Annotated in this window: 22 protein-coding genes and 1 riboswitch; of the genes, 9 read left to right on the forward strand and 13 right to left on the reverse strand. The window is 57.9% G+C overall.

Annotation, left to right across the window (positions count from 1 at the left end; translation table 11 throughout):
• Positions 1–16 precede the first annotated feature (16 nt).
• The 7 genes from ACR0LF_RS14070 to ACR0LF_RS14100 all read right to left on the reverse strand — a co-directional run bounded on the left by ACR0LF_RS14070 (position 17) and on the right by ACR0LF_RS14100 (position 6,555).
• Positions 17–1,111 (reverse strand): Zn-dependent alcohol dehydrogenase, encoded by a 1,095-nt coding sequence (locus ACR0LF_RS14070; RefSeq protein ID WP_480580791.1) that lies wholly within the window; start codon positions 1,109–1,111, stop codon positions 17–19.
• 82 nt (positions 1,112–1,193) lie between these two features.
• Entirely contained in the window at positions 1,194–2,393 is a 1,200-nt protein-coding gene (locus ACR0LF_RS14075; RefSeq protein ID WP_480580789.1) for a TCR/Tet family MFS transporter, read from the reverse strand.
• A gap of 97 nt (positions 2,394–2,490) precedes the next feature.
• The gene (locus ACR0LF_RS14080; RefSeq protein ID WP_480580787.1) at positions 2,491–3,207 is read right to left on the reverse strand and encodes an alpha/beta fold hydrolase; all 717 of its coding nucleotides are present in this window, start codon (positions 3,205–3,207) and stop codon (positions 2,491–2,493) included.
• 12 nt (positions 3,208–3,219) lie between these two features.
• Positions 3,220–4,008 (reverse strand): 3-oxoadipate enol-lactonase, encoded by a 789-nt coding sequence (gene pcaD / locus ACR0LF_RS14085; protein ID WP_480580785.1) that lies wholly within the window; start codon positions 4,006–4,008, stop codon positions 3,220–3,222.
• 59 nt (positions 4,009–4,067) lie between these two features.
• Positions 4,068–5,042 carry a threonine ammonia-lyase gene (locus ACR0LF_RS14090; protein ID WP_480580783.1) on the reverse strand — a complete coding sequence of 325 codons (975 nt, stop codon included), beginning with the start codon at positions 5,040–5,042 and terminating at the stop codon, positions 4,068–4,070.
• On the reverse strand, positions 5,039–5,869 hold the full coding sequence (locus ACR0LF_RS14095; protein ID WP_480580781.1) for an alpha/beta fold hydrolase: 831 nt from the start codon (positions 5,867–5,869) through the stop codon (positions 5,039–5,041). The genes ACR0LF_RS14090 and ACR0LF_RS14095 overlap by 4 nt, the downstream gene beginning before the upstream one ends.
• A complete protein-coding gene (locus tag ACR0LF_RS14100) occupies positions 5,869–6,555 on the reverse strand; it encodes a haloacid dehalogenase type II (RefSeq protein ID WP_480580779.1) in 687 nt (228 codons plus the stop codon). Before ACR0LF_RS14100 ends, ACR0LF_RS14095 begins: the two co-directional genes overlap by 1 nt.
• A gap of 126 nt (positions 6,556–6,681) precedes the next feature.
• Here ACR0LF_RS14100 and ACR0LF_RS14105 point away from each other — a divergent pair, with 126 nt between their 5' ends.
• Entirely contained in the window at positions 6,682–7,110 is a 429-nt protein-coding gene (locus ACR0LF_RS14105) for an FKBP-type peptidyl-prolyl cis-trans isomerase (RefSeq protein WP_480580778.1), read from the forward strand.
• A gap of 33 nt (positions 7,111–7,143) precedes the next feature.
• On the opposite strand, the gene ACR0LF_RS14110 is transcribed toward ACR0LF_RS14105, so the two are convergent.
• From ACR0LF_RS14110 to fabA, 4 genes are read right to left on the reverse strand one after another with little or no spacing between them, the layout of a single operon-like run.
• On the reverse strand, positions 7,144–7,323 hold the full coding sequence (locus tag ACR0LF_RS14110) for a hypothetical protein (RefSeq protein WP_480580776.1): 180 nt from the start codon (positions 7,321–7,323) through the stop codon (positions 7,144–7,146).
• Between the two features lie 58 nt (positions 7,324–7,381).
• Positions 7,382–8,173, reverse strand: coding sequence for an enoyl-ACP reductase FabI (locus ACR0LF_RS14115; RefSeq protein WP_480580773.1), 792 nt, complete (start codon positions 8,171–8,173; stop codon positions 7,382–7,384).
• A gap of 5 nt (positions 8,174–8,178) precedes the next feature.
• Positions 8,179–9,408, reverse strand: coding sequence for a beta-ketoacyl-ACP synthase I (fabB, locus tag ACR0LF_RS14120; RefSeq protein ID WP_480580772.1), 1,230 nt, complete (start codon positions 9,406–9,408; stop codon positions 8,179–8,181).
• Positions 9,409–9,456: 48 nt separating this feature from the next.
• Complete coding sequence (gene fabA, locus ACR0LF_RS14125) at positions 9,457–9,966, reverse strand: bifunctional 3-hydroxydecanoyl-ACP dehydratase/trans-2-decenoyl-ACP isomerase (protein WP_093964585.1); 510 nt, start codon at positions 9,964–9,966, stop codon at positions 9,457–9,459.
• A gap of 187 nt (positions 9,967–10,153) precedes the next feature.
• On the opposite strand from fabA, the gene irrA reads away from it, so the two are divergent.
• A complete protein-coding gene (gene irrA / locus ACR0LF_RS14130; protein WP_480580870.1) occupies positions 10,154–10,570 on the forward strand; it encodes an iron response transcriptional regulator IrrA in 417 nt (138 codons plus the stop codon).
• A 4-nt stretch (positions 10,571–10,574) separates the two neighbouring features.
• Here the strand turns inward: irrA and ACR0LF_RS14135 are convergent, their stop codons facing one another.
• The gene (locus ACR0LF_RS14135) at positions 10,575–11,471 is read right to left on the reverse strand and encodes a LysR family transcriptional regulator (protein ID WP_480580770.1); all 897 of its coding nucleotides are present in this window, start codon (positions 11,469–11,471) and stop codon (positions 10,575–10,577) included.
• Positions 11,472–11,555: 84 nt separating this feature from the next.
• On the opposite strand from ACR0LF_RS14135, the gene ACR0LF_RS14140 reads away from it, so the two are divergent.
• Positions 11,556–12,353: a phytanoyl-CoA dioxygenase family protein gene (locus ACR0LF_RS14140; RefSeq protein WP_480580768.1), complete on the forward strand. Its 798-nt coding sequence runs from the start codon at positions 11,556–11,558 to the stop codon at positions 12,351–12,353.
• Positions 12,354–12,359: 6 nt separating this feature from the next.
• Here ACR0LF_RS14140 and ACR0LF_RS14145 read toward each other — a convergent pair whose 3' ends face one another.
• Positions 12,360–13,223, reverse strand: coding sequence for a glycosyltransferase family 2 protein (locus ACR0LF_RS14145; RefSeq protein WP_480580766.1), 864 nt, complete (start codon positions 13,221–13,223; stop codon positions 12,360–12,362).
• 122 nt (positions 13,224–13,345) lie between these two features.
• On the opposite strand from ACR0LF_RS14145, the gene miaB reads away from it, so the two are divergent.
• The 6 genes from miaB to lnt all read left to right on the forward strand — a co-directional run bounded on the left by miaB (position 13,346) and on the right by lnt (position 19,719).
• Positions 13,346–14,665, forward strand: a complete 1,320-nt coding sequence (gene miaB, locus ACR0LF_RS14150) for a tRNA (N6-isopentenyl adenosine(37)-C2)-methylthiotransferase MiaB (protein WP_480580764.1) — start codon at positions 13,346–13,348, stop codon at positions 14,663–14,665.
• A gap of 173 nt (positions 14,666–14,838) precedes the next feature.
• Positions 14,839–15,603 (forward strand): outer membrane protein, encoded by a 765-nt coding sequence (locus ACR0LF_RS14155; protein WP_480580762.1) that lies wholly within the window; start codon positions 14,839–14,841, stop codon positions 15,601–15,603.
• Between the two features lie 136 nt (positions 15,604–15,739).
• Complete coding sequence (locus ACR0LF_RS14160; RefSeq protein WP_480580760.1) at positions 15,740–16,762, forward strand: PhoH family protein; 1,023 nt, start codon at positions 15,740–15,742, stop codon at positions 16,760–16,762.
• 36 nt (positions 16,763–16,798) lie between these two features.
• The gene (gene ybeY, locus ACR0LF_RS14165) at positions 16,799–17,293 is read left to right on the forward strand and encodes an rRNA maturation RNase YbeY (RefSeq protein ID WP_480580758.1); all 495 of its coding nucleotides are present in this window, start codon (positions 16,799–16,801) and stop codon (positions 17,291–17,293) included.
• 36 nt (positions 17,294–17,329) lie between these two features.
• The gene (locus ACR0LF_RS14170) at positions 17,330–18,217 is read left to right on the forward strand and encodes a hemolysin family protein (RefSeq protein WP_480580756.1); all 888 of its coding nucleotides are present in this window, start codon (positions 17,330–17,332) and stop codon (positions 18,215–18,217) included.
• Positions 18,214–19,719: an apolipoprotein N-acyltransferase gene (gene lnt / locus ACR0LF_RS14175; protein WP_480580753.1), complete on the forward strand. Its 1,506-nt coding sequence runs from the start codon at positions 18,214–18,216 to the stop codon at positions 19,717–19,719. Before ACR0LF_RS14170 ends, lnt begins: the two co-directional genes overlap by 4 nt.
• 41 nt (positions 19,720–19,760) lie before the next feature.
• Positions 19,761–19,810: riboswitch (SAM-SAH riboswitch) on the forward strand.
• Positions 19,811–19,814 lie beyond the last annotated feature (4 nt).

Raw genomic sequence — 19,814 nt, forward strand, 5'->3', positions numbered from 1 at the left:
AAATCCTTTCGGTGGGTCAGGTCCTGTCGAACAGGATCACGTTGCGCTTGGCCGATCCGGTTTTGGTGTCGGCGATGGCTTCGTTGATCTGTTCCAGAGACCAACGACCCGAGATCAGTTCATCCAGTTTCAGCCGTCCCTGTTCATACAGGTCGATCATCCACGGAATATCGCGCTGGATCACCACATCGCCCATTTTCGATCCGACAACCCCCTGCCCCAAAGCCGCCAGCACAACGGGTTCATAACTGGCCATGTCACCGGAATGAGGCATCCCGATCATGATCGCCTTGCCGCCACGGCCGAGATAGCGCGGGGCCTGATCATAGGCGGGGATCGCGCCGACCGTGATCAATACCGCGTCTGCTCCACGTCCGCCAAGCGCCTTGTAAGCGGCTTTCCATGGTTGATCCAAACTGGCCAAAACGCCGTGGGTGGCGCCGAATTCCTTCGCGATCTCGAGCTTTTCTTCGGTCATGTCCACGGCCACGATCCGCCGCGCACCCGCAATTCGCGCGCCTTGAATGGCGTTCAGACCAACGCCGCCTGCGCCGATGACCACGACATCCTGACCGGGGCGCAGGTTAGCGGCGTTCACCGCAGCTCCGACTCCGGTGATCACCCCACATGAGAGCAGGCTGGCCAAGTCTTTAGGCAGAGTTTCCGGGATTTTGACGATCTGGCGATGGCTCACCACAACTTTCTCGGCAAAGGCACCACAGGCCATGGCCTGTTCAAGCGGACTGCCGTCGCTCGTCTTCAGCGGACCTTTGACCGTATCGAAAGGCGTTTCACAGTTTGTTGGATGCCCGCCTGCACATGTGGGGCATGATCCGCATGCCCGGATCAGGGTGACGACTACCGGATCGCCGATTTTGAATTCACCCGAGGCCTCTCCGACCGCGCTGACCACTCCTGCGGCTTCGTGCCCATAGACGGCGGGCAGGAACCCACCCCACGCCCCTTCGGCATAAGAGATGTCTGAATGGCAGATGGCCACGGCATCCAGCGTCACTTCGACCTCGCCTGTGCCGGGGGGTGCCAGTTGAACCTCTTCGATCACCAATGGTTCGCCAAACGCCCGGCAGACTGCGGCTTTGATTGTTTGCATGTTGTCCCTCGCTCCCGTTGAGTTCACGGTGGCGCGGGAAACGGTGGCTCGCAAGGCGGAAACCGCCATTTACATGTCGTTGTTACGCCACGACAGGCGGGGACCTGCGGAACAGCACGAACCCACCCAACATCAGAACAAGCGCCAGCAGGAAAGGCGCGCCGGGTAGATAGAGCAGGGTGTCAGGCCGGATAAACTGCGCGAACACGCTGGTCATCACCAGCGGCGAGATCACCATGGAAAGCGCGTGCAACGCAGTCAGGACGCCTTGCAACTCGCCTTGTTGCGAATCTGGTGTGGCCTTGGACATCATTGCCTGAAGCGCAGGGGTGATGACCGCGCCGACGGCGGTCAAGGGAATCAGAAGCAGCGCGATCAGGCCGTTGGTCAAAAAGGCCAGAATGGCGAAACTCAGGATTTCAAAAACCATGCCATAGATGACAGTTCCCCGCTCACCCAGAAAGCGGATGGCCGGGCGGATCACGCCACCCTGCATGATGGCCATGCCGATACCGTAGACGCCAAGTGACAGGCCGATCATCTGCGGCGACCAGCCGAACCGCTCGGTCGTGAAGTAAGACCATATCGCAGGATAGACGTAGATCGAAACCGAATACAGAAAATAGACCCACAGCATTGGCCGAATACCCGGCAACGCGGCAATGGCGCGCAGCGAATTCACAGGGTTCGCGCGCCGCAGGTTGAATGCACGCCGGTTTTCGTCGGTCACTGTTTCGGGCATCACGAAATAGCCGATGCAAAAGGTCAGTGCCGCCAACCCTGCTGCAGCCCAAAACGGCGCGCGGGTCCCATACTCGCTCAGCAACCCGCCGACCACGGGGCCCAGGACGAATCCTACGCCAAAGGCCGCGCCGAGAAGGCCGAAATTGGCGGCCTTATCTTTGGGATCGGACACATCCGCCATGAACGCCGCTGCTGTCGAATGGGTGGCTGCCGTGATGCCGCCAACGATACGGCCGACCAGCAACAGCCAGATGCTGCCCGCCACAGCCATGACGACATAGTCCAGCGCCATAACGAACAGCGACACAAGCAATACGGTTCGACGCCCATAAGCATCGGACAGGTTTCCCAGAATGGGACCGAAAACAAATTGCATCGCGGCAAACGCAGTGCTCAGCACGCCGCCCCAGATCGCAGCATTGGCCAATGTGCCGCCCTGAACCTCGACAATCAGTTGCGGCATGATTGGCATCACAAGGCCAATGCCCATGGCGTCGATCATGACGATGCTGAGGATGAAGAAAAAAGGCAGACGCATGGGACCCGAAGAAATGAACCGTGAGCGGTAACCTAGGTGGGCTCGGTGTGGGAGGGAAGAGAGAGTTCGCTCTTGTCCCCACTGCCGTTGCGACACTTCAGTCCAGTTTGCGTGCCAGTTCGCTCAGCAACTCCGCCAATTCCTGTGGGTGTGAAAAAAAGGGGGAATGAGAACTGTTGATCGTGCGCCGAAGATTTTCGGGGACACAGGCGCTCATCTCTGCCTGGTACTCGGTTGGAACCGTGCGGTCGTCAGTGGTGCGGATATAGGCCTTGGGCATGTTGGCAAAATTTGAGCTGATCGGCAGCGGCGTTTCCTGCGGGCGAATGGCCTGAGGACACAGGCGCGCATAGGCGTAGGGCAGGATTTCGTCCGGGCAATCGTGATAAAACAGCTTGGGAATGGCGTCTACGGACACGGTATAAGACAACCCGTCAGAAGATTTCTCAACCGCGTGGGCAATGGTTTGCTGCGGCCCTTGTCTGCGCATCTCGGCCATCGACAGACCATCTTTCGGGACATAGGCGCACAGGTAAATCAGGGCGCGCATCGCATCGGGTCGTGCCTCGGCGGCTGCGCTGATCGGAAAGCCACCCCAGGAATGGCCCACGACAATCGCGTCGCGCGTGCAGGCGTTCAATATAGAATCACGGCAACTTTCTAGCGTAACCTCTGCCACCGGAGTAGGGTCGGCACCGTGGCTGGGCATGTCGATGGCGCGAACGGTGTGGCCCAAGGCTTCGAGTGCGGGGATCAGGTCGCGCCAGCACCAAGCGCCGTGGCAGGAACCGTGGACTAACAGGAAGGACGCCATTGCTGTTCTCCTTCAGACATGCCCGATTTCACTCAGAAAACCAGTCAGGATCGCTGCGTATTCTTCGGGTTTTTCAACGCAGGGCAAATGCCCCGCGCGGCGCATCAGTTGGAACCGGGACCCCGGGATCAAATCAACCGTTTCGCGTACCAGATCGGGCGGGGTCGAGCCGTCTTCGCTGCCCGCTATCCCAAGCGTGGGCAGCCGCAGGCCGCTTGTGGGGGTGTAGAAATCGGTACCGGCAATCGCCGCACAACACCCCAGATACCCTTCAACCGGCTGACTGACCATCATATTTCGCCATGGCAGGTGGTTTTGGGCGCTGCGGAAGTCACGAGAAAACCACCGTTCCATCGTGGCATCGGCCAAAGCTTCGATCCCACCGTTGCGCACCGCCTGAATGCGTTCATGCCAGACTGAGGGCGTTGCGATTTTGGCGGCGGTGTTCGACAGAACCAACGCGCGGATCTGATCCATGCGTTTGACCGCTAGCCCTTGCGCGATCATTCCACCAATAGACAGGCCGACAAACACGCAGTCACGCACCTGCAAGTGATCCAGCAGCGCCTCGGCATCTCGGATCAGCGCTCCCATCGCGTACGGCGCAGGCGGGACCGAGGACTGTCCGTGACCGCGTTTGTCATACCGGATGATGCGCAGCCCTTCCGGCAGATGTGGCAGCACCGCGTCCCACAGGTGCAGGTCGGTTCCAAGGGAGTTTGCAAACACCAGGGGTGCACCATCCGTCGGTCCGTCGATGCGGTAGTTCAGCTTCACGTCGCCCAGATCAGCGATCTTCATGACACGGGTCCTTGTCGTCATGCGTTCCGGGTGCAACTTGCACCGCTTTGGTACGGCTGTCAGGTCAGGAATTCCAACGCCTTAGCAAAAATCCGCGGATCGACATTCCCGCCCGAGGCGACAACGATCACGTCGTCGCCCTCGATCTCATCGCCCCGGAACAGGGCCGAGGCCAGTGCCACCGCACCGCCCGGTTCCAATACGATCTTAAGGCGCAGAAAGGCAAGCGCCATGGCGCGCATAGCCTCGTCCTCTGTGACCGAGAGCCCCGGTCCACACAACCTGCGCAGGATCGGAAAAGTGATGTCACCGGGTTGTGGTGTCAGGATGGCATCGCAAATGTTGCCCGCAGCTGCGTTGTTGTTTTGAATCTGACCCGTTGCCAGCGATCGTTTGACGTCATCGAACCCTTCCGGCTCACACGGTCGGGGCCGCAGGTTCGGAGCGTGTTTTTCCAACGCCAACGCAATGCCGGAGGTCAGACCTCCACCGCCGCAACAGATCAGAACATCCGCCTGAGAAACGCCAAGTTCCTTAGCCTGTTTGGCGATTTCCAGCCCGGTGGCGCCTTGCCCGGCAATGACTTGCGGTTCGTCATAGGGGCGGATCAGGGTCAGGCTGCGTTCGGCTGCGATGGCTTCACCAATCTCCTCCCGACTTTCATTGGCGCGATCGTACAAAACGACCTCACCCCCAATCGCGCGGGTATTGTCGATCTTCAATTGCGGCGCGTCCGACGGCATGACGATGACCGAGGTGACGCCATGTTTTGCTGCAGCCATCGCGACGCCCTGCGCGTGGTTGCCCGAAGAATAGGCGATCACGCCACGCTGGCGCTTGGCTTCATCCATCGCCGAAATGGCCGACCACGCCCCGCGAAACTTGAAACTGCCTGTGTGTTGCAGGCATTCCGGTTTAACCCATATCCGGCGCCCCGCGATCGTGTCGAGAAAAGGCGAAGACAGGATCGGGGTTTCACGGGCATGTCCTTTCAGCCGTTCAGCGGCGGCTTCGATCATCTCAATTGTGCTCATGCGGCGTTCTTCAATACCTTCTGTATCAGGTCCAGTGACTGAGGTTCGTTCAGGAATGGAACATGTCCGCGATCCGGCACTTCGACCGAGATCAGGCCCGGATGGCGCACCTGCATCTCGGCCAGAGTGTCCGCGCCCAGAACATCCGAATTTGCCCCGCGGATCACACCGGTGGGAATGTTGCGCAAGGCCTCAAAAAACATCCACAAATCGGGTGTTGCCCCGGTTGCCGCCTGCTCGATCAGAGCCTTGCGAAGCGCGGGATCGTACCGCAACCCAAGTCCATCCCCCTTCATTTCATACTGAAACTCGGCCTGCTTGCGCCAGGTTTCCAGTGAAACCCCGGGAAACTGCGGCTCCATCACGTGTTTCAGTGCGACAGCGGCTTCGTCATAGGTTTTCGCGGTCGGCTGTGTGCCCACATAGGCCATGATCTTGGCGATCCCTGACGGCTCGATGACCGGACCGACGTCATTCAGGATCACACCGGCCAGACGTTCGGGATGGCTTGCAGCCAGCGCCATCGCGATCAGCCCACCCCGCGAAGTGCCCAGTATGACGGCTTTCTCAATACCCAGAACATCCAGCAGCTCAATCGCGTCATGAGATTCGCGAAAGATGTTGTAGTTCATGAAGTCGGGATCGTAGTCCGAACGCCCGCGCCCCCTGTAATCCATCGCAATCATGCGCAAATCGGTGGCATGAGGGGCAAAGAACGAAAAGTCGCGGCTGTTCCGGGTGAGACCGGTCAGACACAAAAGCGGGGTGCCGGTACCGGTTTCTTCGTAGTAGATGCGCCTGCCATCCGTCGTTGTGAAGTCTGACATCAAAGGCCTGCCAGTTTGGGAATCGTGGTCAAATCCGACAACACATGTGCCGGGGTCCACGGCAGGCGATCCATCGGTTCGCCGATCCGGTTGACCCATGCGGTGACAAAGCCATAGCCGCTGGCCCCGGCAGCGTCCCAGCCGTTCGAACTGACGAACAACACCTCATCACGGGCGCAGTTGAACCTTTGTTGCACTAGATCGTAGACACTGACATGTGGCTTGAAGACACCAACGCTTTCGACTGACAGGACATCGTCCAATACGTCGCCGATCCCGGCAGACTGTACCGCGCCATCCAACATTGGGGGGGATCCATTTGACAGAATGGCTGTTTGCAACCCGCCATCCTTGAGGGCTTTCAACATAGAAGGGACTTCGGGATAGGCCTGCAATTCCCAATAGAGATCAAGCAGGCGCTGGCGCAGTTCGGGATCACCCTGCAGGCCCGTGGCCTCAAGCGCCCAGTCCAGCCCGTCCTGCGTGACGTCCCAGAAATCCGCATGTGCATCTGTCACGGCGCGTAGCCATGTGTATTGCAATTGCTTCAGACGCCAATGTCCCGCAACCGTGGGCCACTTTTCCTTCAGGGCTTCAAATCCGGGCTCGTCTGCCGCCTGCCGGGCAGCTGCCGCGACGTCGAATAGTGTTCCGTAGGCGTCGAACACACAGGTTGTGATCACCATATGATCCTCCTCTGATTGCGTGCAGGTTGGCACAACGATGTCAGGGGTAAAAGAGCCAAGGGTTTACAACATTGTGTCAACCTCTAGGGTTGACCGCTTAACCCCTAAGAACGGCCGGAGGCCACGATGACCGAAATCAAACAAGGCGACACGGTTCGCATCCACTACACCGGCACGCTGCTGGACGGCAAAGTCTTTGACAGCTCGGACGGGCGCGATCCGCTGGAATTCGTAGTTGGATCGGGGCAGATCATTCCCGGTTTGGATAGCGCCATGCCCGGTCTGTCGGCTGGCGACAAGAAGCGGGTCGAGATTGCCTGCGTGGATGCCTATGGTCCAATCAATCCGGCAATGCGTCAGGAAATCCCGCGTGAGGGTATTCCGGATGACATCCCGTTGGAGCCTGGAACGCAGTTGCAGATGCAGACGCCGGACGGGCAGGCCTTGCCTGTCACTGTGGTGGGTGCAAACGAAGCCACCGTGACGCTGGATGGAAATCACCCGCTGGCCGGTCAGGATCTGATTTTCGAGATCGAAGTGGTTTCAATCAACTGAGAAGCGATGCGGGCCGGTTACTCGGCCCGTGTTTCAGCCTATCAGAGATTCAATCGCGGCACGCACAGGTGGCTGCGTAAAGAAGACAAACACCAGCAACAGTGTCGTCAACGTCAGCAACAGCACTCTGGCCCGCTGGCTGAGAAAACCGGTCTTGCGCCGAGTTTGTGTGGCGCGTGCGTTGTTTGCAATGATTTGATCTAGCTTGCTCATATCGATTTCCTGCCGCGCAAAGATGGTGAAATCTTGGCAGCGGCAGGGAAAGATATGGTCACATAGCTTCTGGTTGGGGCATTCCCAGAACGTGGAAACCACCGTCAACGCGGATGATTTCACCGGATGTGCAGGACCCTGCGTCCGATGTCAGATAAACAGCGGTGCCGCCGACGGCCTCAAGCGTCGCATTCGAACGCATCGGCGCGTTCTGATCGCAGAACTTGTAGGTCTTGCGCGCGCCGCCAATGGCCGCACCGGCGAGGGTTTTCATCGGTCCCGGCGAGATTGCGTTCACGCGAATGCCATCGGGTCCTAAATCATTGGCCAGATAGCGTGTTGCCGATTCCAGCGCCGCCTTGGCAACGCCCATCACGTTATAGTTCGGAACAACCCGGTTTGATCCCTGGTAGGTCAGGGTCAACAAAGAGCCGCCGTTGTCCTTCATCATCGGATAGGCGCGGCGGGCGACTTCGATAAAGGAATAAGCCGAAACGTCCATCGAGTGTTTGAAGTTCGCCCGGGTGGTGTTCAGGAACCGGCCCGTCAGCTCGTTCTTGTCCGAATAGGCGATCGCATGGACGACGAAGTCGATGGTTGGCCAACGCTTGCCCAACTCGTTGAATGCACGGTCCAACGATTCGTCGTCGGTTACATCTGCATCGACCATGAAGTCGCTGCCAAGGCTCTGGGCCAAGGGTTCCAGACGTTTACCAAACGCTTCGCCCTGATAGGTGAATGCCAGCTCTGCGCCAGCTTCGTGCATCGCTTTGGCAATGCCCCACGCAATCGAGCGGTCATTGGCCACGCCCATGATCAGGCCGCGTTTACCCTTAAGAAGATCCGACATCACATTCACCCGTTATACTTGGACAGAACCATGGACCCGTTCGTGCCGCCAAAGCCGAAGCTGTTGGTCATGACACTGTCCAATCCTGCATTTTCAACCACTTGAGTTGCAATTTCACCGGGCAGGATGCCTTCGGCGAGCGTGTCGACATTGATCGACGGCGTAATAAAATCATTGTCCAGCATCAGCAGGCAGAAGATCGCCTCAAGTGCGCCCGCTGCGCCCTGTGCGTGGCCCGTCATCGACTTGGTCGAGGAAATTGGTGGCACACTGCCTTCTCCGAAGATGCGGCGTACGGCTTCAACCTCGCCGACATCGCCGACCGGGGTCGAGGTGCCGTGGGCGTTGATGTAGCCGACCTTACGGCCTTCGGGCAATGTGGACAGGGCCAAACGCATCGCTCGCTCGCCACCTTCACCGGAGGGGGCCACCATGTCATGTCCGTCTGACGTCGCCGCATAGCCGGTCACTTCGGCGTAAATCTTGGCGCCACGGGCCAGAGCGTGCTCCAGCTCTTCCAGAACAACGATGCCGCCGCCGCCGGAAATCACGAAACCGTCGCGGTTTTCGTCGAATGCGCGCGAGGCTTTTTCGGGAGTGTCATTGTACTTCGAGGACATCGCGCCCATTGCGTCGAACAGGCAGGACAGGGTCCAGTCCAGTTCTTCGCCGCCGCCTGCAAACATTACGTCCTGTTTGCCCAGCATGATCTGTTCCGCCGCGTTGCCGATGCAATGCAGCGAAGTAGAACAGGCCGAGGTGATCGAATAGTTGATGCCCTTGATCTTGAATGCCGTCGCCAGATTCGCAGAAATTGTCGAGCACATGCATTTCGGCACAGCAAACGGCCCGATCCGCTTGGTCGCACCGGTTTTCAGAACCGTCTGATGCGCTGTCAGCATGGCGCTGGTCGACGGACCGCCCGATCCTGCGACCAGACCGGTACGCGGGTTGACGACCTGACCCTCGGTCAGACCGGCGTCAGAGATCGCCTGGCTCATGGCAATATGAGCATACGCGGCACCGGGCCCCATGAAGCGTAGGGTACGTTTGTCCACATGCTCGGAGACGTCGATCTTGAGCGTTCCGGCGATCTGGCTGCGAAAGCCGTGTTCGACCATCTGCTCGTTGGCCTCGATCCCGGATTTGCCTGCTTTGAGCGAGGCCAGAACCTCTTCGGCATTGTTCCCGATGGAGGAGACAACCCCCAGACCGGTGACGACGACGCGACGCATATGCGTACTCCTGTATTTCGTTTTCAGTGACGTGCCCGATAGCTGGCGTCAGCTTTCCGACAGTGCAACCTTCATGTCTTTGACCTGATAAATCACTTCGCCATCGGCTTCGACCCGGCCATCCGCCACACCCATGGTCAGGCGGCGGGTTTGTACGGCTTTGGTAAAGTCTACATAATACGTCAGCATTTTGCGGTCAGGGCGGACCATTCCTGTCAGTTTGACCTCGCCTACGCCGAGGGCATAGCCTCGACCTTGCCAGCCGCGCCAGCCCAGGTTGAAGCCGGTCAACTGCCACAGTCCGTCCAGACCAAGGCATCCCGGCATGATCGGGTTTCCGGGAAAATGACAGTCAAAGAACCAAAGGTCAGGCGTGATGTCGAATTCGGCCACGACATGGCCCTTGCCATGCGCACCGCCATCGCCCGAGATGTCGGTGATCCGGTCCATCATCAGCATCGGCGGGGCGGGCAATTGCGCGTTGCCGGGGCCGAACAATTCGCCGCGGGCGCATTTCAGCAGATCATCTTTGTCAAAACTGCTTGGGAACTGGGCCATTCTGCCGCCTTTCCTGCCGGGGGTCTGTCTTTATATCTGGCCTCGTCTAGCACCCGTTTGCAAGGTCCTGCAAGAGCGGTGGGCCACATCATGTTGTGTACGTGCCTAACTTTGCGAATGAATTTCATTTGAAATTGCCAGCGATGCGCCCCTATATATAAAGGCAGCAACTATGGGTATCGGAACGATGACACCTCAGAGCCGTGAAATTGCAACGGATTGGCTGGTGAATGCTGGCCTGCGTCCGACGCGTCAGCGTGTGGCCCTGGCCGAGCTTCTGGTCGGCGACGGCCGCCATCGCCATGTCACCGCCGAAAGTCTTTTTGAATCGGCCAAGTCGAACGGGGATGCGGTGTCACTGGCGACGGTCTACAATACGCTTCGTGCGTTTTGCGACGCCGGTGTTTTGCAGGAAATCACGGTGGACGGATCGAAGAGTTATTTTGACACGAACACGCATGATCACCCTCATTTTTATTGGGAAGGCGAAGCACGGCTGAGCGATGCGCCGTCGGATCAACTGGTCATTCAACGCCTGCCCGAAGCGCCGGAAGGGGTCGAGATCGCGTCGGTCGATGTCGTTATCCGACTGCGCAAGAAGTGACGCCTTAGAAACCCTGCAACCCGTCTGACAAAACGCGTTCGGCCTGTTCTATGAGCGGGGCGGCCGGGCCAGTGCCGTGCCGCGCAAGAACAACGGATTCTGCTGCGTCCTGATCAATGATCGGCATGCTGACCAGACGTTTGTTGTCATAACTGAAGGTGCCGGGTGGGCTGGCATAGCTGATTCCGATTCCCTCACCATGCGCGGCGAGGCTGCGCTGAATCTCCAGGGACGCGGCCCTGTGCGCGACGGTCGGGCGCAGACCTTTTTGTCTGAACAGACCCAGAATGTGCTGCGCAGACAACCCTTCCGAAGACAGAATCAGCGGATAGCTTTCCAACTCTGCAATTGTGACATTGCGGGCTTCTGCCAAAGGATGGTCCGGTGACATCAGGGCCTTCGGCCTGCTGTCGAACAGCATTTTGCGGGCGAACCCAGCGTCCATTGTCAGATCATACGTAATCGCAATATCGATCTGGCCATCCATCAATCCGTTCAGCAATCCTTCGAAGGATCCGACGACATAGGTGATGGTGACATCGGGAAAGGTCTTGCGCAGAAATCGCAGGGCCGGGGCGAGCAGGAACGGGGCGAGGTCGGTAAAGCAGCCTAACCTCAGCTGTGCCGTACCTGCTGAGGATGTTTCGGAACCTTCGATTCGGGCTGCGTTTTTCAACAACACTTCCGCCTGTTCAATAAACGTACGTCCTTGGGGCGTCAGCGCCATGGCTGCACCCCTGCGGCGGATGAAAAGCGGATAGCCCAGATGCTCCTCAACCCGCGTCAATGCAGTAGACAGCGCAGGTTGCGATACATTCAGATGCTGGGCTGCGGCAGAAAGACTGCCATGGCGCCCAACGGCACAGACATATTCATATTGGCGCAGGGAAAGATATAACATGAGGTTAATTATATCTTCCAAAGATATGATTTGAACAGAATATGGATTTCAGAGCAAAACAGGGCAAAGCCAAAGGAGACACCGATGCCACACCCCCTTGTTTCTCAGCAGATGATCGACACTTATCAGGCGGATGGCGTTGTCCTGATCAAAGGTTTGTTCGCAGATCACGTGGATCAATTGCGGGACGGTGTGGCGGCGAATATGGCCGATCCCGGACCCTATGCGTCTGAAAACAAGAAGTCGGGCGAAACAGGTCGGTTCTTTGATGATTATTGCAACTGGACCCGGATTCCTCAGTTCCGCGAGGTGATCGAAAACTCGCCTGCTGCCGAGGTTGCGGCGGATCTGATGCAATCAAACAGCGTCCAGATGTTTCATGATCACGTACTGGTTAAAGAACCCGGCACGTCGATGGCCACGCCATGGCATCAGGACGGGCCGTATTACTTCGTCGAAGGCCAGCAAACGATCAGCTTCTGGTCTCCGCTGGATCCGGTCAAGCAGGCGACGTTGCGCTGTGTCGCCGGATCGCACCGGTGGGAAAAAGAGGTTCTTCCAACCCGCTGGGTTTCCGAGGAAGGCTTTTTTGCAGATGAAGGCCAATACATCCCCGTGCCGGACCCGGATGCCGAGGGCATGAAGGTTGTTGAATTCGAAATGGAGCCCGGCGATGCGGTCGCGTTCAACTATCGCACGCTGCACGGTGCGCGTGGGAATCAGTCGGACAGCCGCCGCCGCGCCTTTTCTCTGCGGCTGGTCGGTGACGATGCCCGGTATGTGGAGCGGCCCGGTCGCACCTCGCCCCCGTTCCCTGGGCATGACATGACCCCCGGACAGCGTCTGCGCGAGGATTGGTTCCCGATGCTGTTGCAGCGATAGGGCTGATCAGAACCACTGACCCGGTTCGATCAGACCCAGATCCAATAGCTGGCGCGAATGCCATTCAAATGGCACGGAATTGCGCCAGCGAAAGCTGGGGATGTCAAAAGTCGATCCCGCGTTTGTTTTCAGCGCTTTCGCAGCCCGGAAGGAACAAATGGCGGCTGTCATATTGTGGTGCCACGGGCAGGAATAGGTGTTGTATTCCTGCTCGTTGAACGTGTGGTCCGGCTTCAGGACCAGATCTTTTTGCGCCTTGAACAGGGCAATACGGTCGATCCGGCGACGTTCGTAAGGGATGTGGTTTTCGAACCGCCATCGCAATCCGCCTGACAAATCCACTTGCCGGTCCAGCGGCTGCCCGGCTGGGTCGTGGCGGGTGTGGGCATAATACCCTGTACTGTCGAACAAGGCATGATCGGGAGCGACGCCGTTAGGATATGTGTTCAAATCCTCGGCGTAGAGATCAATGACATAGCTGAGCATCGCGTTGCGACGTTCTTCGCTGTGAAAGGCCAGCATCTCACCCACGCTGCGCGTTTCGCAAAAGGGAAAGAACAGGTATTCGGCGTTGTAGCAATAATACATCCAGATGCCGGGTGCGGCCTGAATAAGCTTGTTTATTGTATCAAACACTACGGACCTGGGAACGCATTTCAAGGCGACCCGGTGCACCTGATCGGACAGGTCTGTTTCCTGCTGAAATTCGTCGGGCAGAAAGACAATGACGGATTTGAACCCCAGCTTCAGATGGTGGCGCACTGTGCCTTCAAGCTCTACCGCGTCCTCGGCAAAGATCAATGCAACGGGCCCTTTGGCCAATGCGGCCCGTCCCGATTTCAGAAAATGGTCGAGGGATTCGTATTTCATCGGGTGTTTTCGATTTGGCCTTGCTGGAAAGTCCTGTCAAACTCGGGTAAATGCGCCCGCATTGCAAGCGGCGTTCGAAGCGTATAGACGACGCCGATCCAGCGAATGCAAAGGCCCATCCCATGTCCGAACCGAAAAAGCTGTTTATCAAGACCTATGGCTGTCAGATGAATGTCTATGACAGCGAACGCATGTCCGAAGCGCTGGGCGGGCAGGGCTATGTCGAAACCAAGACGCCCGATGACGCGGATATGATCCTGCTGAACACCTGCCACATCCGTGAAAAAGCGGCAGAGAAAGTCTATTCCGAGCTTGGGCGGTTCAAGGGGCTGAAGGCAGAGAAGCCGGATCTGAAGATTGGCGTGGCGGGTTGTGTCGCGCAGGCCGAGGGCGAAGAAATCATGCGCCGCCAGCCGCTGGTTGATCTGGTGGTCGGCCCGCAAAGCTATCACCGTTTGCCCGAGATGGAGGCCAAGACCCGCGCAGGCGAAAAGGCACTGGATACGGATTTCCCCGAAGAGGACAAGTTCGAGAAACTGAAGAACCGCCCCAAGGCCAAGCGCGGCCCGACGGCGTTTCTGACTGTTCAGGAGGGCTGCGACAAGTTTTGCGCCTTCTGCGTGGTGCCTTATACCCGCGGTGCTGAAGTCAGCCGCCCGGCGGATCGCATTATCCGCGAAGCGCATGATCTGGTCGAACGCGGCGTGCGTGAAATCACTCTGCTGGGACAGAACGTTAACGCCTATCACGGTGCTGGCGCGAACGGCGACATGACGCTGGCGGGTTTGATCTGGGAACTGAACAAGGTCGACGGGTTGGAACGCATCCGATTTACCACATCGCATCCCAATGACATGGCCGATGATCTGATCGAAGCGCATGGCACCTGTGACAAGCTGATGCCTTATCTGCACCTGCCTGTTCAATCGGGGTCGGACCGTATCCTCAAGCGGATGAACCGCAGCCATACGGCGGAAAGCTATCTGCGCCTGATCGAACGTATCCGTGCGGCGCGCCCTGATATTGTCATGTCAGGGGATTTCATCGTCGGGTTCCCTGAAGAAACCGACGATGATTTTCAGGCCACAATGGATTTGGTTGAAGAGGTCAAATACGGCTACGCCTATTCCTTCAAATACTCCACACGCCCCGGTACTCCAGCGGCTGAACGGGCTCAGGTCGATCCGGCGGCAGCGGATGAGCGGCTGCAACGACTTCAGGCCCTTATCACCCGTCACCAAAGGGAAATTCAGGACGGCATGGTAGGGCGTACTATCTGTGTACTGTTCGAAAAACCGGGTCGTCTGCCCGGTCAGATGGTTGGGAAATCCGAGTATCTGCATTCAGTACATGTAAAGGGCCCCGAGATTGCCATTGGTGATCTGAAAGAGGTCCGGATCACTGAATCGAGTGCCAATTCTTTGGCGGGCGAACTGCTCTAGGTCGGTGGTTGTCGGACCTACGGACACCATGGTTGGTGTTTGTTTCCAAAATTTACCCTTGATTTATTGCTTGGAACTATGCTCGGACAGGAGCCATGTTTTTTCAGGCGCCGGTTTTTGCGTCTAAAAAACGAATTTCCACCGGTCTTGAGATCGGAGTGATGGAGGTACGAGTGAAGACTTTAAAGCGCGTCGGGGCCTTACGGCTGTTAAAAACTTTGCCTGTGGCTTCCGTAGTCACTCTTCTTGCCAGCGCAACGATCGCCGGAGATTTGAAGGGCGACGTTACTGATCCGGTTGTGGTCAGCCCCAACAGATTCAGCAGCGATGTCAGCGCCTTTTACCTGGGGCTGTCAGGTGGCTATGGTTCGGGCGGGGATGACCGTTTTGGCCTGAGAACGCCCGGCGGGCTGTTCGATGTCGGCGTTCAGAACGTGTCGGGAACTTACGGTGGCATTCGCGGCGGTTGGCACAGTGTGCTGCCTGCAAAGGGCGGACGCGATTTTGTTTACGGCTTTGAAGTTGGGTATGATTTCGGGTCATTGGACGACAGTGTCAGGGCACAGATTGGCGGTATGGATGTTCAGGGGGGCACTGAAGTATCCAAAATTCTGACCCTCCGGTATCGAAGCGGTCTGACCAATCGAAGCGGTCGGGTTCTGTACTTTTTCAGTGTCGGGTATCTGTGGGGTGATGTTGAAACAACCAACAGCAGAACATCCGTGATTTCGGCGCAAAGCTTTTCCGAGTCGGATCGGCGGAGCGGGTATTCTGCAAGCATTGGTGCCGAACATAAGCTGACCGACAACTGGTCAATCACGGGCGAGTATGAATATGTCCAGTTCAAATCGGAAGACGTTCAATTCGGCTCGGGCTTTTCCACGAAATCCACGCCGAAATATGGCGGTTTGAGATTCGGGTTGAACTATACGTTCTGATGCCAACCTTACGGGCATTTATTAACGGTCTTGTCGGCGCATTTACCATCCGCAGGTTTATTTTTGAAACTGTGGCTTGCGCCCACCAAGATTTGTTGTCTACGCTCGGGGTGAACCGCCAAGACAGGAGAACGGATTGGCCATCGGTGCCCTGACCCCACCGCAGAACGAAATGCCCCAACGCGAGGCGTTTGTAGAATTTCCCGACAACCGATTGTTGATTGACCTGTGCGGTGAATATGACCGCAATCTGACCGACATCGAAAGCAAGCTGTCCGTGCAGATCGTGCGTCGGGGCAATCAGCTTGTCGTCATGGGCGACGAAGACGCCCAGAAGCAGGCGGTCGAAGTGCTGCAATCGCTCTATACTCGACTGGAAGGCGGGCGCGAGGTTGAGGCCGCAGACGTGGACCGTGAACTACGGATGGGGGCTTCGGAACAGGGAACCGGGAGCCGCGACGGCGATCAGCTTGAAATGTTCAAGGGCGGATCGGTCGAAATCAAGACGCGCAAGAAACTGGTCGAACCGCGCACGGACGCGCAGAAAGCCTATGTCCAATCCCTGTTCCAGAACGAGCTTGCCTTTGGTATCGGGCCTGCTGGCACCGGCAAAACCTATCTGGCGGTCGCTGTTGGGGTGTCGATGTTTATCGGCGGGCATGTGGACCGAATCATCCTGAGCCGCCCCGCGGTCGAGGCGGGTGAAAAACTGGGCTATCTGCCCGGTGACATGAAAGACAAGGTCGATCCCTACATGCAGCCGCTTTATGATGCGCTGAATGATTTTCTGCCCGGCAAACAACTGGCCAAGCTGATCGAAGAGAAACGAATCGAAATTGCTCCGCTGGCCTTTATGCGTGGTCGGACGCTGGCCAATGCCTTTGTGGTTCTGGACGAGGCGCAGAACGCCACGACCATGCAGATGAAAATGTTCCTGACCCGTCTGGGTGAGGGTAGCCGCATGGTCATCACCGGTGACAGATCGCAGGTGGATCTGCCGCGCGGCGTGCAATCGGGGCTGGCGGACGCAGAAAGACTGCTGAAGACGATTCCGAATATCAGCTTCAACTATTTCACTTCAAAGGACGTGGTGCGCCACCCGCTTGTCGCCGCCATCATCGAAGCGTATGAGGCCGATGCGGGCCGCGAAACCAGCTGAGCGCAAGGCCCGCTCACAGGGCTTTTGTGCGATAAGATGAACTTGGAACTCACTGTCGAAGATGACCGGTGGCAAGGGCTTGAGGCTTTGTCACAGAAAGCGATTTACGCCGTTCTGGCCTATTCCGGGCTGGACGCAGAGCTGTGCGAAGTCAGCGTGCTCGCCTGCGATGATACGCGAATCTCAGAGCTGAACGCTGAATTTCGCGACAAACCGACCCCGACCAATGTCCTGAGCTGGCCAGCCGAAAATCTGGCCCCGGACGAGGCCGGGCAGAAACCGCATCCGCCAGAGCCGGATTTCACCGGCGAAATTTCATTGGGCGATATTGCGATTTCCTATGACACTTGCGTGCGTGAGGCGGCTGAGGCGGGCAAGGCAATGGACGATCACGTCGTACATTTACTTGTTCACGGAACGTTGCATTTGCTGGGATATGATCACATTCGTGACCCTGACGCGGCCCTGATGGAAGGGATTGAGGTCAAGATACTTGGCAAATTGGGTATAGATGACCCATATAAGGTATGAAGTGGGTCAGGTGACCCGATCAGTTGGAACAAGGTAATGGGCGATACAGACGGCAGTTCTAGGGCGGCGCAGAGCGCGCAACCTCAGGACAGCAGCAATAACACTGAAGAGAAAAGCGGGTTCATATCCCGGATTTTCGATGCGTTTTCGGGGCATGAGACCCAACAAAGTCCGGCGGTGAACGGGCAGAGTGCAGCGATGGCTCAGCCACACGGGATGATAAACCTGCGCCGGATGCGCGTTGAAGATGTGGCCATCCCGACGGCTGAAATTATCTCGGTCCCCTCGACAATTGCCAAGGATGAACTGGCGGATGTATTCCGGGACAGTGGCTTGTCCAGAATCCCGGTCTATGAAGGAACGCTGGATACGCCGCTGGGCTTTATCCACCTCAAGGATTTCGCTCTGACCCATGGGTTCAATGGGGGCGCGGACGAGTTTGACCTGACATCCATGCTGCGCACGCTGCTGTTCGTGCCGCCCTCGATGCCGATCGGTGTTCTGCTGACAAAGATGCAGACGGAACGCCGCCACATGGCGCTGGTGATCGATGAATACGGGGGCGTGGATGGCCTGCTGACCATCGAAGACCTGATCGAACAGGTAGTAGGTGAGATCGCCGACGAACATGATGCCGCCGAAGATCAGTTGTGGGTCCAGGAAAAGCCCGGCTGCTATGTGGTGCAGGCGCGTGTGCCGCTGGAAGATTTCGAGGCCGAGATCGGCCGGTCCCTGACCAGCCACGAGGACGTGGACGAAGAAGAGATCGATACGCTGGGTGGACTTGTCTTCATGCTGTCCGGGCGCGTTCCCGCGCGGGGTGAGGTTGTGATTCACCCCGAGGGTCCGGAATTCGAAGTGATTGAAGCCGACCCGCGGCGTATCAAACGGTTGCGTGTCATGCTGCCGGACGTCGCTGCATGACGCCTGTCCGGGGCTGGCCTTTATCGTTGAGATTGTTCGCCGCCGCCGCATTGGGCGCGGTTGGCGGTTTCGGCCAAGCTCCGTACGGGTATTGGATTGCAACGGTCTTGGCGCTGATCCTGATTGTGCCGGTGTTCCTTGCAAGCGAAACCCGAGCGCGCGCAGGGTGGGTCGGTTGGTTCTTCGCCACTGGTTACTTTGCCAATGCTCTCAGCTGGATCATCGAGCCGTTTCAGGTCGACGCAGCGCGCCACGCCTGGATGGCACCGTTTGCGCTTGTGTTTTTGGCGGGTGGGCTGGCGCTGTTCTGGGCTGTTGCTTTTGGTCTTTCTCGCTACGTCGGCGCTTCTGCTGGGCGACAGGGCATTTTGCTGGTCGCAACCCTGTCGCTGGCTGAACTGGCACGGGGTTATGTGCTGACCGGATTTCCCTGGGGCGGGGTTGCGCAAGTCTGGGTGGATACGCCTGTGGTGCAGGTGTTGTCTCTGGTCGGGCCTTATGGGCTGAATGCTCTGACCTTCGCTGTGGCTTTTCCAATCGGGGCGGCTTTGGCGACGGGCGGAACTTGGCGCAGGTTGGCCAGGCCGTTGGGTTTTGCAGCGGTGGTGGTGGCTTTGGCATTGGGCTATGCAGCCATGCGACAACCGGTTCTGGAAGGTCCACAGACGGTTCGCGTGGTTCAGCCAAACGCACCGCAGCATCAAAAGTGGGATCCAGCTTACGCTCCTTTGTTTTTTGCCCGTCAGATCGAATATTCGGCCGCATCGCCCAATCCGGACCTGATCGTGTGGCCCGAGACTGCGGTGCCCGCATGGTTGGGCAGTGCGCAACCTTTTCTGGCAGCTATCGCAGACGCCGCTCAGGGCACGCCGGTGGTTCTTGGAATTCAGCGCGGAGACGGCCCGAGGATCTACAACTCGATGGTCTACCTCGATGAAAGCGGGCAGCAGGCGGGCCTTTACGATAAACACCACCTGGCCCCCTTCGGAGAGTATGTTCCGTTCGGCGATCTGTTGGGGCGCTTTGGTATTCACGGGTTGGCTGTGACAACCGGGAATGGGTTCAGCGCAGGGGCAGGGCCTGAACTTTTGGACATTGGCAAGCTGGGCAAAGCGTTGCCCTTGATCTGCTACGAAGCCGTATTCCCGCAGGATGTGAACGGGGCACCAAGTCGTGCGAATTTCCTGTTGCAGATCACCAACGACGCGTGGTTCGGAACCCGTTCGGGACCCTATCAGCATCTGGCCCAAGCCCGGATGAGGGCTATTGAGCAGGGTCTGCCCATGATCCGCTCGGCCAATACAGGCGTATCGGCCATGATCGACCCGCTGGGGCGGGTCACGGCTTCACTGGCTTTGGGCCAGGCAGGGTATATCGACGCGATCCTGCCGCAGCCACAGCGCCCCACTGTTTATTCGCGTATTGGGGATAGCCCTGTTCTTGTAGCGTTATTGTTTCTGGCCGCGCTGGCTTGGATCAGCGTCGGCCGCGTCCGTACGTAATTTTGGATTGACCCCATCTTTCACCGCGCGTATGCGTCTGTGACCTGTCACAACGGCTTCCTGGCGTGGCAGCGAAACCCCTAATGGAGCACATT

Source organism: Ruegeria sp. E8, from assembly GCF_056533985.1.